Origin of the sequence: Scytonema hofmannii PCC 7110, assembly GCF_000346485.2 — a bacterium.
GTDB lineage: Bacteria > Cyanobacteriota > Cyanobacteriia > Cyanobacteriales > Nostocaceae > Scytonema > Scytonema hofmannii.
The window spans coordinates 10,887,215-10,901,837 of sequence record NZ_KQ976354.1; the positions used below are offsets into that span (position 1 = coordinate 10,887,215).

General features: G+C 41.6%; 15 protein-coding genes. 6 read left to right on the forward strand and 9 right to left on the reverse strand.

Annotated elements, in window-relative coordinates; translation table 11 throughout:
• Positions 1-85: 85 nt before the first annotated feature.
• Positions 86-1,498 (reverse strand): site-specific integrase, encoded by a 1,413-nt coding sequence (locus WA1_RS45825; RefSeq protein WP_017744257.1) that lies wholly within the window; start codon positions 1,496-1,498, stop codon positions 86-88.
• Between WA1_RS45825 and WA1_RS45830 the strand changes: the two genes are divergently transcribed.
• Together WA1_RS45830 and egtD are read left to right on the forward strand one after the other, a co-directional pair.
• Entirely contained in the window at positions 1,493-2,170 is a 678-nt protein-coding gene (locus WA1_RS45830) for an MFS transporter (RefSeq protein WP_272819368.1), read from the forward strand. The genes WA1_RS45825 and WA1_RS45830 overlap by 6 nt on opposite strands.
• Before the next feature lie 225 nt (positions 2,171-2,395).
• Complete coding sequence (gene egtD, locus WA1_RS45835) at positions 2,396-3,433, forward strand: L-histidine N(alpha)-methyltransferase (protein ID WP_017744258.1); 1,038 nt, start codon at positions 2,396-2,398, stop codon at positions 3,431-3,433.
• Positions 3,434-4,074: 641 nt separating this feature from the next.
• Here egtD and WA1_RS45840 read toward each other — a convergent pair.
• The 7 genes from WA1_RS45840 to WA1_RS45870 all read right to left on the reverse strand — a co-directional run bounded on the left by WA1_RS45840 (position 4,075) and on the right by WA1_RS45870 (position 8,497).
• Entirely contained in the window at positions 4,075-4,692 is a 618-nt protein-coding gene (locus WA1_RS45840; RefSeq protein WP_017744259.1) for a hypothetical protein, read from the reverse strand.
• A 408-nt stretch (positions 4,693-5,100) separates the two neighbouring features.
• Complete coding sequence (locus tag WA1_RS62015; protein WP_419183605.1) at positions 5,101-5,202, reverse strand: DUF6887 family protein; 102 nt, start codon at positions 5,200-5,202, stop codon at positions 5,101-5,103.
• Between the two features lie 4 nt (positions 5,203-5,206).
• A complete protein-coding gene (locus WA1_RS45845) occupies positions 5,207-5,848 on the reverse strand; it encodes a Uma2 family endonuclease (protein WP_017744260.1) in 642 nt (213 codons plus the stop codon).
• Between the two features lie 772 nt (positions 5,849-6,620).
• Positions 6,621-6,842 (reverse strand): type II toxin-antitoxin system HicB family antitoxin, encoded by a 222-nt coding sequence (locus WA1_RS45855; RefSeq protein WP_017744262.1) that lies wholly within the window; start codon positions 6,840-6,842, stop codon positions 6,621-6,623.
• The gene (locus tag WA1_RS45860) at positions 6,842-7,033 is read right to left on the reverse strand and encodes a type II toxin-antitoxin system HicA family toxin (RefSeq protein ID WP_017744263.1); all 192 of its coding nucleotides are present in this window, start codon (positions 7,031-7,033) and stop codon (positions 6,842-6,844) included. The genes WA1_RS45855 and WA1_RS45860 overlap by 1 nt, the downstream gene beginning before the upstream one ends.
• Positions 7,034-7,162: 129 nt before the next feature.
• Entirely contained in the window at positions 7,163-7,771 is a 609-nt protein-coding gene (locus WA1_RS45865) for a hypothetical protein (protein ID WP_017744264.1), read from the reverse strand.
• A gap of 138 nt (positions 7,772-7,909) precedes the next feature.
• Positions 7,910-8,497 (reverse strand): thylakoid membrane photosystem I accumulation factor, encoded by a 588-nt coding sequence (locus tag WA1_RS45870; protein WP_017744265.1) that lies wholly within the window; start codon positions 8,495-8,497, stop codon positions 7,910-7,912.
• A 133-nt stretch (positions 8,498-8,630) separates the two neighbouring features.
• Here WA1_RS45870 and WA1_RS62020 point away from each other — a divergent pair, with 133 nt between their 5' ends.
• From WA1_RS62020 to WA1_RS45890, 4 genes are all read left to right on the forward strand, one after another.
• Entirely contained in the window at positions 8,631-8,855 is a 225-nt protein-coding gene (locus WA1_RS62020; protein WP_017744266.1) for a hypothetical protein, read from the forward strand.
• A 432-nt stretch (positions 8,856-9,287) separates the two neighbouring features.
• Positions 9,288-10,625 (forward strand): Mur ligase family protein, encoded by a 1,338-nt coding sequence (locus tag WA1_RS45880; protein WP_017744267.1) that lies wholly within the window; start codon positions 9,288-9,290, stop codon positions 10,623-10,625.
• Between the two features lie 74 nt (positions 10,626-10,699).
• A complete protein-coding gene (locus tag WA1_RS45885; RefSeq protein ID WP_017744268.1) occupies positions 10,700-11,518 on the forward strand; it encodes a type 1 glutamine amidotransferase in 819 nt (272 codons plus the stop codon).
• 88 nt (positions 11,519-11,606) lie between these two features.
• On the forward strand, positions 11,607-13,286 hold the full coding sequence (locus WA1_RS45890) for a GH3 auxin-responsive promoter family protein (protein ID WP_017744269.1): 1,680 nt from the start codon (positions 11,607-11,609) through the stop codon (positions 13,284-13,286).
• Between the two features lie 115 nt (positions 13,287-13,401).
• Here the strand turns inward: WA1_RS45890 and WA1_RS45895 are convergent, their stop codons facing one another.
• Positions 13,402-14,592 carry an MFS transporter gene (locus WA1_RS45895; RefSeq protein ID WP_066613289.1) on the reverse strand — a complete coding sequence of 397 codons (1,191 nt, stop codon included), beginning with the start codon at positions 14,590-14,592 and terminating at the stop codon, positions 13,402-13,404.
• Positions 14,593-14,623: the final 31 nt, after the last annotated feature.

Genomic DNA, 14,623 nt, shown 5'->3' on the forward strand with positions numbered 1-14,623 from the left:
TATTAGTTATATAAAAAGCTAGGTTAACAGCCTAGCTTTCATATTACTTGATTTGTGAGTGTGCCACTAGTGTGCTATCAGTGTGCTACTTATTTTTTAACTGTTCTTGCAAGCTTGCTATTACTTCAGACTGTGTTTTTAACTGTTCTTGCAATGACTTAATGATGTTTCTCATTTCATCCATCTCATTACTCACTTGTTGTACCTGTTGATTGTTAACTGGTAACTCAGGATTGATTTGTGATGCCCTATCAGCTATGTCCTGATAGTGTTTACTGCTCACTGCTTCACTATGTCCGCACCATGCACTTACTATTTTTTCATCACGACCTAAATCAAATATTTGATGAGTAACAAAAGTATGACGTGTGTTATATGGTGGTAGATATTTACTCAGCTTACCTTGCTCTATGAGCGTTGGGATTATTCCTTTATTTCTTTTGCTTTCACGACCTCTCCATGCTGTACCAAATATATCAATATGAATCATTTTCTCATTTTTACTTTTAAACACAGGTTCACTAGGATTACCCTGTGGTAATGACTTAAGTAAATTCCATAGTTCACCGTCTACTGGCATAGGAAATACTCTTTTCTCTTTTTCTGTTTTAGTTGGTTTATAGAATTTTAATCGAGTCCATGTTTTAGAAATTACAACACATTGTCCATCCCATTTAACATCCATCCAACATAGCCCTATGGCTTCACCTGTTCTGCATCCCGTGAGAAATTTAAATGCTACAAAATGATACCAGTGTCCATAACTAGGCGAATCTTTCAAGTATTCCATTATCACTTGCGCTTCATCCCATGTGTAAGCTTTTGACTTGTTTAGTAAGTCTTCATCCGATTCTTTAGTAACATCAATTTCTGTCTCTCTTTTTATTCTGCTAACATCTTCCATTATCCCTTCATAAGGATTAAAGCTAACTAATTTTTGTCGCAATGCTACTTTGTAAGCTTGTTCTAAACCAGATAGAATCTTGCATACTATTTCTCTATTCCTATTTTCAAGCAACCAGTTTTTGATTTTGATAGCATCTTCACCGCCATTAGCTTCCATGGCTGAAATTAAATAGTTTCGGTACTGACTTTTGTATTGCCCATAGGTTGTTTTAGCTAATTTCCCGTTTTTAAACTTGTGCTCACAGTACATATCCCATACATCAAGCAATGACATTTGAGGCTTAGGTGGTATCTCATCACTAGGTAAACCACCAGTGATTAACTTTAAGTCCGTTCTGAGATTACCTTCAATGTTGTACTCAGCAAGCACTTTGTTGTAATGCTCTTTATTGAATGCAGTAGAACCATCTGGTAGTGCGACCGTTAACTTACCGTCCTGAAAGTCCATCTCTAACCTGCGTGCTACTCTACTGGCAAGTGCCATATTTACTTCAGTAGCTTCTAACTTCAAGTTCCATTGTTGTTGTTTACCACCAAACCATTGGCGTGGTAGGTTAAAACGAATGCGTCCTTTGAAGGTAACTATGTGCAAGCACAGGGTTACAGCCAGTCAATCGCTGGATTGGCAGATACGCAGTTTGCATTGCTACTGAGCGGGTTGTCTCCTTGGGCGGGTCAGTGGGCAGATCGTTGCGGTCCCCGCATACCACTAATTGTTGGTCCTTTTCTCGTTGGGCTTGGGTTTCTGTTGATGGCTTTCGTAGGTTTGACACGTGGTGCTTCCGAATATTGGACAACATTCTTTCCGGGCATTGTAGTCTTTGGGCTGGGGATGGCAATTACAGTTGCACCATTGACGACTGCTGTGATGGGTTCAGTTGGTACAGAATATGCAGGAACTGCATCGGGAATTAACAATGCTGTCTCTCGGACGGCTGGAGTTCTGGCGATCGCAATTGTTGGTTCGCTGGCGCTGTCTACCTATTCGCTTTCGTTACAAGAGCATACAACCTGTATTCACCTGTCCAATGCTGCACGTCTTCTGCTACAATCCCAAGCCAGACAACTCGGTCAGATATCACCGATTGTTGGGATTGCACCGGAAAATGTGGATGCTGTAGCAACAGCAGTCAAACTTGCTTTTGTTGACACTTTTCGATTGGTAATGATAATTTGTGCCGGATTAGCTTGGTTGAGCGCAATCATGGCAGCACTTTTAGTAGGGAGTGGGGAGTGGGGAACTCGGGGCCCCCTCTGGGGATAAGGGGCAATGGGGAGTGGGAAGTAGGGTTGCAACAGCTTCTAAGGAATCACACGGATATAGTAAGGATTTTTGCTGAAAGATCTGCCCTTGTGTTCAAGCGCTAGGCAATTTCGTTATTCTAACATCAAATAGAAAGGGTTAGCTTTCTGCTTAAATTTTTGTTAAGATCTACTCTTAACACGAATTCAAGTTGAGAGTCCCAACCGCCAAGTCAACGGAGGATGAATGTCTAGATCTCAGGCTGTCGGTAGCAAAGAGACTTCCCAAAACACTCATGAAGAACGCTTGCAAATACAGCGTTTGCAGGAACCAACTATGGTTGTTTCTTCTAGTGCAGGAAGTGATGTCGTTAAGGGATTAACTCAAACAACTAAGTCCTTACCCCCTCGTTACTTCTATGATGACCGTGGTTCTGAGCTATTTGAGCAAATTTGTGAATTACCAGAATATTATGTAACGCGAACAGAAACAGCAATTTTACAAGAGTGTGCTGGTGAAATTGCTCAGATAACTGGTTCGTGTGAATTGGTGGAACTTGGCAGTGGCAGTTCTACCAAAACCCGTATTCTACTTGATGCCTATAATCAGGCTGGTTATCCTTTACACTACCTTCCAATTGATGTTAGCGCTGGAATGTTAGAAAGCACTGCTCTACAACTTTTAGCAGAGTACCCCACACTGAAGGTTCAAGCACTAGCGGGAACCTATGAATTGGCGTTGGTACAGCTTGAACCTACCAAATTACCAACCAGAATGGTTTGTTTTATTGGTAGCACGTTGGGTAATTTAAATCCTCAAGAATGCGAGGAATTCTTTTCTCAAATCATAGATGCTTTACAAGTAGGAGAATATTTCCTACTTGGTGTAGATTTACAAAAGGCCAAACATTTGTTAGAAGCTGCTTATGACGATCGCCAAGGAGTCACCGCAGCATTTAACCTAAATATGCTAGAACATCTCAATCGGCTGTATGAAGGAAATTTTGACACAACACAATTTGAACATTGGGCTTTTTACAATGAAACTAAGAGTCAGATAGAAATGCATTTACGCAGTTTGCGATCGCAAACCATCCAATTGCAAGCTTTAAACCTCACAGTTTCTGTTGACCAAGACGAAACTATTCTCACGGAAATTTCTCGCAAATTTGACCTCAATGCTATTCAGCAAGAATTGAAAGCAAAAGGTTTAGTACTGCAAAAGGTGTGGACTGACAAAAATAAGTGGTTTGGATTGATATTGTGTCAATTGCAAGCTCATTGATTTTGAGGAGTTAGGTTACTCAGCTCCCTCAGATACCCGACTTCTTAAAGAAGTCGGGGGTCTTGCCGCCCTTAATGTTTTATACTGTAATTTTTGTTCCGTCAAATTTGGTAAACGTATAACAAAACTTTAATTAGAATATAGTAAAATCTGCTTCCTCGCCGTCTTCTGTGAATCTTCATGAAGTGTCCACGTTGCGGTTCAAATCATATCCGTAAAAATGGAAAACCAGAAAATCCTGAGACAACAGAAATACCAGAGATAACGGAAATTGATAACTAGAAACTTAATCTCCAAGATGTTGAATTAAATAGGTTGCTTCAAAACCAGCTATTTAACGCACTCAATGCCAATCATAGGCGCACATGTCACCCAGACGATAATTTGTCTGGGTGACAAAATTATCGTCTGGGTGACAGCAAATAACGCTTGCAATTACCGCTAAAACTCGAAATGGTGCCGCGACTTTGTACACTATTAGTCTGCTACTTTGTATGCTAGTAGGCGATCGCTAATGCCGTTCTACCAAAAACTTCATGCAGCTGGTGATATTTCCACGGCTGGATATCGTAATTCAGCAACGCCAGGTATTTTATCTAACAGAGATAGACCGTGTAATTTTAAAATTCAACAATTGGATGTTACGCACTCTCGTTAGGAATTGATGTGATGGCGACAAGAATTCCCAAAAGCTCATTTAAAGGTGTTAAATAACGTTCATTAAGGTCAACTTTTACTTGCTGATTTTTATCAATTGAAAGAAATCTCCATACTTGTCCAGTTGTTACACTACCATAAACAGCTTTAATATTTTCTTCGAGATTTTTTTGATTGATTATTTGTGCTGCATACATGGACGCGATACACTGTGCAAGTCCATCGTTAATATTCTCATTTTTTGCTTCTACAATAACTACTACTGGTGCTTTAATCACCAGCTTATTTGGATTGTGAGTGAGAATAAAATCACAAAATCCTGTTAATCCTCTGCTTGCGTCTACATTAAAATTACGTCCCGAAAATAAACTTACCTGAGAATTAATGAACGCAATTTCACTGACAATTGGAGCAATTATATATTCTGATCGTGCTTTTTCTGTATTGATAGCAGTTGCTAGAGGTACGAATCTTTTCAATGCTTCAATAAGAAATAAGCTCGGTTCAATCGGTTCGGAAGCTATTAAATTTTGCACTGATTCAATCGTTGTAATTCCTAAAGATTTTAGGCTATCTAAGTCTTTAAAATCACTATAGGACATTGCTCATTACCAAAAAAATAATATCTTTATGTTTACTATACCAAAAGCGCTTGCGCCTGTACTTACTCCTTTTTGTGGTTTCGTGAGAATGTTGCTATCATAAAATATGCTTCAAATGAAAACAATACGGGCTAATAGATTACACTTGATCTGTCGCGTTAAGATATGCCGAACCCATTTCCACCGAATGAACCCCTATCTCGAACAGTCGGATTACGGTACTGAAAAGCTATTGTGCTAAAAAGCAATAGGTGCCACTAAGCGCGACGAGTTTTTTTAGCTAAGTAGCGCATCATTCAACAGCCAGCATCTACTGAGAAGCAGATATTTTCAGTAACATTAACTACGACATTGGATAGAGGTTGTGTTACAAAAACTCTCCTTTTTCAGTAGATTTTATATGTAACATTAACTGCAACTCTTAGGGGTTGTCTCTTCATCCTCCCTGTGCTCAAGAAGATATTGACGAAACTCGGGGCGGGTCATTGTTGCGAAATCGAGTGTGTTCATCTAATTACAAAGCCAAGTTAAAAATCTGTTGCGCGGTGAGGTTAAATTGTGGGAAAGTAGGGGAGATGATCGCATCACTGTCTCTAAATGTTGTTTTTACATATTCCCCGTCAATTAGTTCGTATACAAAGATGGTGCGTTGTTTTGGATAGCCGATAAATTCACGCCCTCCCAAGGCGGCATAATCTACAATCCAGTATTCGGGAATGCTCATAGCTTCATAATCACGACGTTTGTCGTAGTAGTCGTCTTGCCAATTGGTACTAACAACTTCTACTATCAATTTGACCGAAGTCGCGTTTTGAATAACTGACTCACTTTCCCAGCGTGTCTCAGTACCAATAGTTTCTTGATTCAAAACAATGATGTCCGGTTCGTACCCTGATTTGTCACGGTACGGTTTTACAATCGATTCTCTGGGTATTGTCCAAATGTCGGTTTTACCCATTTTATCAATGGTTGTAAGTAACCGTCCACCGAGAGAACCCGTTAAATTTGAATGCTTCCCCCTAGGCTTAGGCATCTCGACAATTACTCCATCATATAATTCATACCGAACTTCCGAGTTTTCTGGATACCATTCAATAAATTCATCAAAAGTGTATAATTTGGGGTCGGTTTGTGCTTGTGTTTGGGCTTGGGTCATAGTTACAACCTCCGCATAATATTTGACTTTAACATCTGTCTAGAAAATAGGGAGTAGGGAGTAGAGAGTGGGGAGTAGGGGGTAAGAAATTTTTCATTACCTCGTTGTGGGCAATTGCCCGTGGGGGTCTAGCTTGAAAATAGGGAGTGGGGAGTAGGGGGAAGAAATTTTCATTACCTCGTTTTGGACAATTTGCCAGTGGGGGTCTAGTTTGAAATTTCGGTTTTGGTTGCATCAAGAAGGCGACACTAGTGTAAGCACGATCAAACTCTTCTGTAAGAAACTGTCCGGCGTCCTGTTGCTGGATCGTTAAGGTAGACGTAGTTTTTGGCGAACCCTTTCACCACCTCAACCCAGCAACCTTGCCTTTCATACTGGCGAAAAAGCACCATTGAGCATTCGGTCTATTCTGTCAAGGCACAGTATGAGTGTAAATTTTTTGAGCAAACAACAGATTTACAAAGTTGATATGCTCCCATTATCAATTCTGTTTGAGCATCCAAGGGTGAGAGCATCACGCTTCGCTTTGGTGATACTCTTGACACAAAAATTTTATTTATTGTGGCGCTACCAGTTTTTAGTTACTATTTTTTGCAAACTTTGAGCAAGTACCCGACTTTGCAATTATAGATTGGACAATTATCGTTTATTGAGTCCGAGTCAAAGAGCAAAATTTGGTTTCAATGCCTCAGTTGCAAGTGGAACGGACTTTATAAGCTGAATAAAGTTAAAGAGGCTGGATTTGTAAATCCTTATCATTAATTGCACGTAGTTATGCAGTCTTGACCAAAACCTCAACTTCATGAGCAATGCTTATAGGGTTAGGTATGGTTTCCCCACCTTCAAGCATACCTTCTATATGAAATTCGATAGCCTCGGCAATTAGTGCTTTAACTTCATCTATGGTTTCACCTACAGCTACACAGCCTGGTAAGTCAGGGATATAGGCACCGTAGCTAGTTTCTCCCTTTTCGATTACAACTAAATAATGCATCAGCGTTCATCCAATTGAGCTTGTCTCCATATATTTTTTAGCGTACCAATTGGTACGTCAACATTCAACTTACCGGATACTGTAACGGTACCAGGTTTATCGGGATGTTTAAATTGCCGATGACTGCCCTTAGTTCTGTCATGATACCATCCATCAGCTTCGAGTCGCTTGATAACTTCACGTACTTTCATGCTTCTATTCTGTACAGTTGAAATCTCTGTTACAAATAGAGTACATTTTTGAAAAACAAGCAATAAGTACAGTTTTTGCTCTTAAATGACAGATTGTATCAGTATAACCTACCTTGACATCTGTATAAATTAACCAATAGGGAGATTTCCCGGATTGACTGCATGAATGTACTCGCTCCCTGAAGCAGGAAATCCTCGCTTGTAAGAAGCTTCTTCTGGCTTACCCCATCCTAACTGTAAAATTATTTCCAAAAAGTTAGAATTTTCCCACTTCCATATACTTGCCCATTCTGTTCTTTGAGTCATTCTATCTACATCAGATATCGTTATTTGTCGGTGTTCTTTATTATTATTAATGCTTAAGTACAAATCTAAGCCCAAAGAGACATTTCTCCAGAACTCTAATACGGAATTCTTTGCAGCTTTTAGGATTTCTATATCATTGGATAAAGCTATGAGCTGTGCATCTACTTCTGGATAGCATAAGGTTTTTTCTCTAACAGTTATCTCACGCCATACAATTCCCGAAACTTGATGTTCTCTTTGGTATTCGTGGATAGCGGCTTTGAAATCTTGATAAGCAGTAAACTTTTGCAATCCGTCGGTTTGGATAAATTGATCTATGACAGGATTGCCGGAGACAGGGACTGCTAACTTTAGACGCTTTCCTTCTAGACACGCTTGGCGTTCGGAACGCACAATTTGGATCAGTTCTTCTGTGGTGTAAACCTTTGACATATAAATTATGAATTATGAATTATGAATTGAAGGTTTCATCATTCAGCATTCTCTTAATATATTATCTCTAAATATCTATTTTTAGATGTATTTAATATTACTAAAATTTAGGGCAGACAATTTTGCCTGCCCCAAATTTTACTGAGTGGTTAGCTCGCTGTTCAACTCGTTAAAGGAGCGTCTCTTTAACTGCACTGATTTAGAACGAGGTAATAAATCAAACACAATTCTAAATTGGTCGTCTATGTCTTCATAGGGGATTTGACCCTTTTTATTGAGAACGACTTGACCGGCGCGATCGAAGACAACGACTTGGGGAACAGCTCCAGAATAGTAATAACCAGCCTCTGTAGGGCTATAAGTTTCTTTAACTGGTAAGGTGTCTACATTGACAGGGATAATTTCTGTTACCCGACCATAAAATTCCTGTACTCTTGAAACAACAAGGGCATATTCCTTGCAATCACTGCTGTCATCTACGTAAAAGAATAGCAGGGCAGGTTTTTGCTCTGATAAAGCTTGGGAGAGTGTTTCTTTAGGGGGAACTAATGAGCCGTTACCAGCATAAACCACAAAAATGTTGCCATCGTATCTGTCATCTTTTAGACCTGCAAATGCTGACTGCGTATCAATAAATAACAAGCAGGAAAGCAGGATTAATACTGACAAAACCCGTTGCCAGTCTGGAATGAGATTGTGTAAAAATTGCCACTTGATGCCATTCATCTAAAAGAACCTGTTAATGTTTGTTTTTCCTGAGTTTGTGCTGAATGTCGCAAACTGGGGTGGAATTATAATGACACCTGACTGGAAAAAGGGAGTTGGGAATAGGGAGTAGGGAGTAGGGAGGAAAAGTTTCATGATTGGTGATGAAATTTCATCGGGACTGCTACCAAGTTTTAGCTTAAACCAAAAGAAGCCCCACGTCCTACACGAAGTGAGGCGTGGGATGAATTTTGGGGAAGTCAAGGTACGTCCCCCGACCAATTTTTCTCGTCGAGAAAAGAGGGAGTGGGGACAGTACCTTGACTTCCTATCTCTGTGTTGGGGAGACGATCAATCCAATCCTCAACTATTTGTGTGATTGTTTTCTCTTTGCTTGCTGCATATAATCGCAACTTATTCAATCTACGGGTTGATATTCTCAAACTTAATCTCGATTCTTTCATAATAATGGATAGCCAATAACCACCCACTATGCTATCATAAATATAACGCCCAGCTTGCTGGAGTCACTGCCGGAGGGTTCCCCGGTACCGCGAGTGGAGTCTGCGTAAGACCGAATATCCGTAAGGAGAAGGGGCAGCGGCCTATGAAGCTCGAAGCCAAGACTTACGGCTTGCAGAAGTGTTGGTAGTTCACAATAACTTCTTTTGGGGATTGGGTGTTGGGCATTGGGCAAAAGTTATTCTTCCTTATCCCCCTTGTCCCTACCCCTCCCTACTCCCTACTCCCTACTCCCCACTCCCCTTCCATAGGTTATAAGTTATTAACGTTAACAAATTAGGGTACTGATGTGGGCAACAAAATTCAACTTATAGATAGATTGCGACTGGGTTTGGCTGTCTCAGTAGCAAAAAGTGTAACTTTTATGGTGCGATCGCTACGCCTGGGTGCAGCAAGTGTTTTACCGGGTTCCATCGCCCGTCGCATCGAACCGCGCCTCTTGCAATTATTGAGCAAGCAAGTGAAAAATGGAGTGATTCTCATTGGCGGGACAAATGGCAAAACCACGACATCGCTGCTTCTACGCACAATACTGGAACGCAAGGGGTATCGGGTTGCTCACAACTCCACAGGTGCTAACTTAGAAAATGGTTTGATAACTGCCATGTTGGAAATTACCAACATAGTAGGTTCACTAGATGTTGATTACGCAATACTAGAAGTAGACGAGAATATCATACCGAAGGTTTTAGCACCGATTCAGCCTCGGATTGTTCTTTGCTTAAACCTATTTCGGGACCAATTGGATAGATATGGAGAAGTCGATGTCATTAGCAAGCGCTGGACAAAAGTGATTTCTACCTTACCACTAGAAACAGTCGTTATTCCCAACGCTGACGATCCCACACTATCGCTTCTCGGTCAGCAATTACCCCAAAAGGTTTTATTCTTTGGCTTGAATGAACCGGAGAATTATCTAGAAGAGATTCCTCACGCTGTCGATTCTATCTTTTGTCCTAGCTGCGGACATTCCCTCGACTACAAAGGAGTTTATTTGTCTCACTTGGGAGATTTCCACTGTCCCAACTGTGGATTTCAGAGAAGTCAACCGGAACTTAATAGCAATGATTGGTCGCAAATTCTCGTTGGTTTGTACAACAAATACAACACATTAGCTGCTGCTACTGCTGCGATTGAATTGGGGGTAGATGAAGCAACTATTCGAGAGACAATTAGTAACTTTCAAGCGGCTTTTGGTCGTGCTGAAGAGTTAGAAATAAACGGTAAGCGAGTCCGAATTTTACTATCAAAAAATCCTGTAGGAACAAATGAAACAATTCGGGTTGTGACTCAAAGCAGTGACAAAACCACATTGTTTGTATTAAATGACCGAATACCCGATGGTACAGATGTATCTTGGATTTGGGATGTTGATACAGAAAAATTAGTAGAAAGAGGAGGGACTTTAGTTGTCAGTGGCGATCGCGTTTACGACATGGCATTACGCCTCCGCTATAGCGAAAAGACACCGGAAAGTCATTTTAAACTCATTGTAGAAGAAGATTTGCGGCAAGCGATCGCAACAGCACTGGAAAACACTCCAGATAATGAAACATTACACATTCTCCCTACCTATTCCGCCATGCTAGAAGTGCGAGAAGTTCTCATTGGTAGGAAGATATTATAAACCAGTGACCAGTGACCAGTGACCAGTGACCAGTGACCAGTGACCAGTGACCAGTGACTTATTTAAGGAATTTTATGAATCATCAACAATATGAATTAACAATTGGTTGGCTGTATCCAAAACTGATGAGTACTTATGGCGATCGCGGTAATGTTATTTGTATAGAACATCGTAGTCAGTGGCGGGGATATAGTGTCCGCGTATTGCCTCTAGATCAAAGTTCTACTGCAGATGATATACGTTCGGTTGATGTCATTGTGGGTGGTGGCGCACAGGATCGTCAACAAGAAATTGTCATGCGCGATTTACAAGGTGCGAAAGCAGAAGCTATGCGGGAGAAGATAGAAAATGGGACTCCAGGAGTATTTACTTGTGGTTCACCTCAGTTATTGGGACATTACTATGAACCTGGATTTGGACAGCGGATTGAAGGTTTGGGCATATTAGATATGGTGTCCGTGCATCCAGGAGAAAATGTCCGGCGTTGTATCGGTAATTTGGTTATAAAAGTCAGTGCAACTCGTTTAGCACGAGACTTGGAGGAGATGACAGGTAGCAAGCCATATTTGATTGGGTTTGAAAATCACGGTGGACGTACCAAGCTCGGAAAGGTGGAAGCACTCGGGCGTGTCGTTTATGGATTGGGTAATAATGGTGAAGATGGAACAGAAGGGGCATTTTATCAGAATGCGATCGCAACTTATTCTCACGGTCCTCTGTTACCAAAAAATCCTTTTGTGGCTGATTGGTTGATTCAAACTGCTTTGCGGTTGAAGTATCAACGGCCTATTACACTGTCACCTCTAGATGATACCTTGGCTATGCAGGCGAGGGAGGCTATGTTTAAGCGATTGAAGGTAAATTCGCCAACTGTTGCTGCGGCTCAAGTATAAATTTTATGCCCAAAACCTCTAAGAAGAAACTTAATTTTTACAAAATTAAGTTTTTTTGCCTTAATCAGTAACCTAGTCAGATAGTTTCATGACAAACTTCTTGCTACCAATTTTGACATTTGTCGCTGAACGTGCTAAAGAAAATTTTGTTAAGAACATCCGTCAAACTGATGCCGTACAGGAACAGTTTTTACGCAAGCTGTTGCAAACCCACAAAGATACTGAATTAGGTCGTAAATATGGGTTAAGAGATATCAAAACCATTGACCAGTTTCGACAACAGGTTCCAATTTTACCTTACAGTGGTTACGAAGCTTACGTTGAGCGTATTGCCAAAGGCGAAAAAAACCTCCTTACACCAGACCCGGTTGTCTATCTAAATACGACTAGTGGATCTACAGGAAACCAGAAATTAATTCCCGTTACTAAACGATTTCAGAACTCTTTGGGATGGGCTAACCTGACTTGCATCGGTTTTTTGAATGAAGCACTGCGATCGCGGCAAAAAAATTTTGGCAAACTGCTAGTCACCAACACAGCGCAAATAACAGGGCGTACCAGTGGGGGTATTGATTACGGACCGGGAAGTGCGGGAGTTTTGCGTATGGGAAAATTCCTCTACGAACAACTCTTTGCTCATCCCTATGAAACCTTAAAGGCAGAGGATAGCATAACACGGCACTATTTGTGCTTTTTATTTTCCCTGAATGATCCCTCCATGCGAGGAGCGATCGCTAACTTTCCCATGCTGATCCTCAGAACTTGCAACTACCTTGAGCGATACGCAGAAGATTTAATCCGAGATATAGACAAAGGGACAATAGCCGATTGGTTGAAACTCGAACCCGAATTGCGGTTCCAATTAGAACGGAGATGGTCAGCCAATCCGAATCGCGCCGCACAACTGCGAGAAATTTTACACTCAGAAGGACGCCTTACCCCAAAATTAGCTTGGTCCAATCTGTCTTACATTGCCACTGCAAGAGGAGGAACTTCAGATTTTTACTTTGAAAGATTTCCTCACTACTTGGGAGACACTCCCGTATTTGGTGCAGTGTTTGCCACAGCAGAAGGCACACTGAGTATTTATAATGACTTCAACAACGATGGCAGCATCCTTGCTATAGAAACTGGCTTTTTTGAATTTATTCCAGAAGACCAATGGGAGGAAGAACATCCGAAAACCCTACTCGCTACAGAAGTTCAACCAGGAAAACTCTACCGCATCCTGATGACTAACTACAGTGGCTTCTACCGTTACGATATTGGTGATGTTGTTGAAGTTTTAGGATTTTACGAGCAAGCCCCCCTGATCGTCTTTCGTTACCGTCGTGGCGGAATACTTTCTTCTACCACAGAAAAAACAACTGAATTTCATGCCACTCAAGTGATGCAAGTTTTGCAGCAAGAATTTGGCTTACCCCTTGAGGATTTTTGTATCACTTTGTCAGAGAATGAGTTTCCCGCTCACTACCTGGTAAACATTGAACTTGCTCCCAGTGTAAAATTGAGCGATCCCCAAGCTTTCCTTACTAGCTTTGACCGCAGGCTCAAAGAGATTAACGTCTATTACGGTTCCAAACGCAAGAATCAGGTACCTCCTCCAAGACTGCGGATTTTAGGAGCGGGAAGCTTTGCTATTGTTCGGAAACGCCAGTTGCAAAAAGGAATTCCCGATTCTCAACTGAAATTTCCTCACATCAGCGAAGATCGCAGTTTTTTGGGAGGGTTAACAATAGAACAGGAGGTTAGGTTACCTGAAGAGTAGGGGGTGGGGAGTGGGGAGTGGGGTGGGCGTCAAGGCCCGCCCTCTCGGAGTGTACGAGCAAGGACGAACTTTAGTATGAAATGGTATAACAAGGAAAATCCCTACTCCCTACTCCCTACTCCCTACTCCCTAATCCCTGTTTTTTTGCCAATTTACCATTTGTAGAAAAAAATATCAGCAGCACTGCAGATGCGAGAGATAAACTTGCCGAAGTATAAAATATTGCTTCAATTCCACCATAATTAAGCGCCTGTCCAAGCAGGATGGGACAAAGGAACTGACCCAGGAAGCCTGCGCCTGTTCCGGCGGCGAGTACGCTCGCTCGCAGTTCTACAGGAGCCAGATTTGCCAGAATGCTGTAGATATTGGGCATGACGATACCAAAACCAACACCAAAAAGCACCGCTGTTATCAGAATTAAGCTGAGTTCTCGGAGTAAGGGAATTGTTGCCAGTGTCAGCGCCATTAATCCAAATCCGACTGCGATGGAACGTTCTGTACCGATATTTTTGGCGAGTTGTCGAGCACCAAATGCTGAGATGGCTGCAGCCCCAACTGCCCGTGATGCTAAAACAACTCCATTGAGGACTGCTCCAACTCCTATGGTTTGTTTCAGGTAAAGAGGTGTGTAAATAACTACAGAATACATCACAATGGAAGCCAACCCAAGGGTTAGTAACAACCACAGTACAGATTGATTGCTAAAAACTTGGCGGAGTTTATCGCGAGTTGAAACTACATTTGCTTTTTTATGTACCGACTGCTTTGTCCTTAAAGTTAAGGCGACAAAAATTGCCAGTGGCAATCCCAAACCATATAAATAAAAGGTAAAGTGCCAGTTAGATGAGCCTACCCAACCACCTAATAGAGGAAAGAAAATACCAGCGATTGTTAGAGTACTCGTTGCTTGACCCAGGGCTTGACTTCGCGCCTGACCTTCATACATACCAGCTAATAAGCCCAGACTCGCCGCAGCAATTCCACCACTTGCAATGCCAAGCAAACTTCGTGTCACTAACAATAGCTCTATCGATCGCATAAAACCCCCCGCCGTACCAGACAGAGCATAGAGGAGCAATGAAGCTATCAAAACACGCAAGCGACCGACTCGATCTGCCAAGATACCCAATAAAGGACTAAACACAGCATTTGTCAAGCAGTGGATGCTGACTAAGTGAGCTGCTAACCCCGGATTGAGGTTGAGTTGTTGCGCCATTTCTGGCAACACAGGGGCAACAATCCCCCCCGCCATTGTTGTCAAAGAACCTGCTAAAAGCAACACTAACAGCTTGCGATCGCGTAACATCGATAAAATGTGAGATATTTTTGATAACTCT

What these genes read in the sequence shown, in the direction of transcription:
- WA1_RS45855 (WP_017744262.1), bottom strand. Translation starts at nt 6,842, where the DNA reads ATGCATTATTTAGTTGTAATCGAAAAGGGAGAAACTAGCTACGGTGCC.
- egtD (WP_017744258.1), top strand. Translation starts at nt 2,396, where the DNA reads ATGTCTAGATCTCAGGCTGTCGGTAGCAAAGAGACTTCCCAAAACACT.
- WA1_RS45840 (WP_017744259.1), bottom strand. Translation starts at nt 4,692, where the DNA reads ATGTCCTATAGTGATTTTAAAGACTTAGATAGCCTAAAATCTTTAGGA.
- WA1_RS45865 (WP_017744264.1), bottom strand. Translation starts at nt 7,771, where the DNA reads ATGTCAAAGGTTTACACCACAGAAGAACTGATCCAAATTGTGCGTTCC.
- WA1_RS45860 (WP_017744263.1), bottom strand. Translation starts at nt 7,033, where the DNA reads ATGAAAGTACGTGAAGTTATCAAGCGACTCGAAGCTGATGGATGGTAT.
- WA1_RS45890 (WP_017744269.1), top strand. Translation starts at nt 11,607, where the DNA reads ATGACAAACTTCTTGCTACCAATTTTGACATTTGTCGCTGAACGTGCT.
- WA1_RS45845 (WP_017744260.1), bottom strand. Translation starts at nt 5,848, where the DNA reads ATGACCCAAGCCCAAACACAAGCACAAACCGACCCCAAATTATACACT.
- WA1_RS45895 (WP_066613289.1), bottom strand. Translation starts at nt 14,592, where the DNA reads ATGTTACGCGATCGCAAGCTGTTAGTGTTGCTTTTAGCAGGTTCTTTG.
- WA1_RS62015 (WP_419183605.1), bottom strand. Translation starts at nt 5,202, where the DNA reads ATGAACACACTCGATTTCGCAACAATGACCCGCCCCGAGTTTCGTCAA.
- WA1_RS45885 (WP_017744268.1), top strand. Translation starts at nt 10,700, where the DNA reads ATGAATCATCAACAATATGAATTAACAATTGGTTGGCTGTATCCAAAA.
- WA1_RS45870 (WP_017744265.1), bottom strand. Translation starts at nt 8,497, where the DNA reads ATGAATGGCATCAAGTGGCAATTTTTACACAATCTCATTCCAGACTGG.
- WA1_RS62020 (WP_017744266.1), top strand. Translation starts at nt 8,631, where the DNA reads ATGATTGGTGATGAAATTTCATCGGGACTGCTACCAAGTTTTAGCTTA.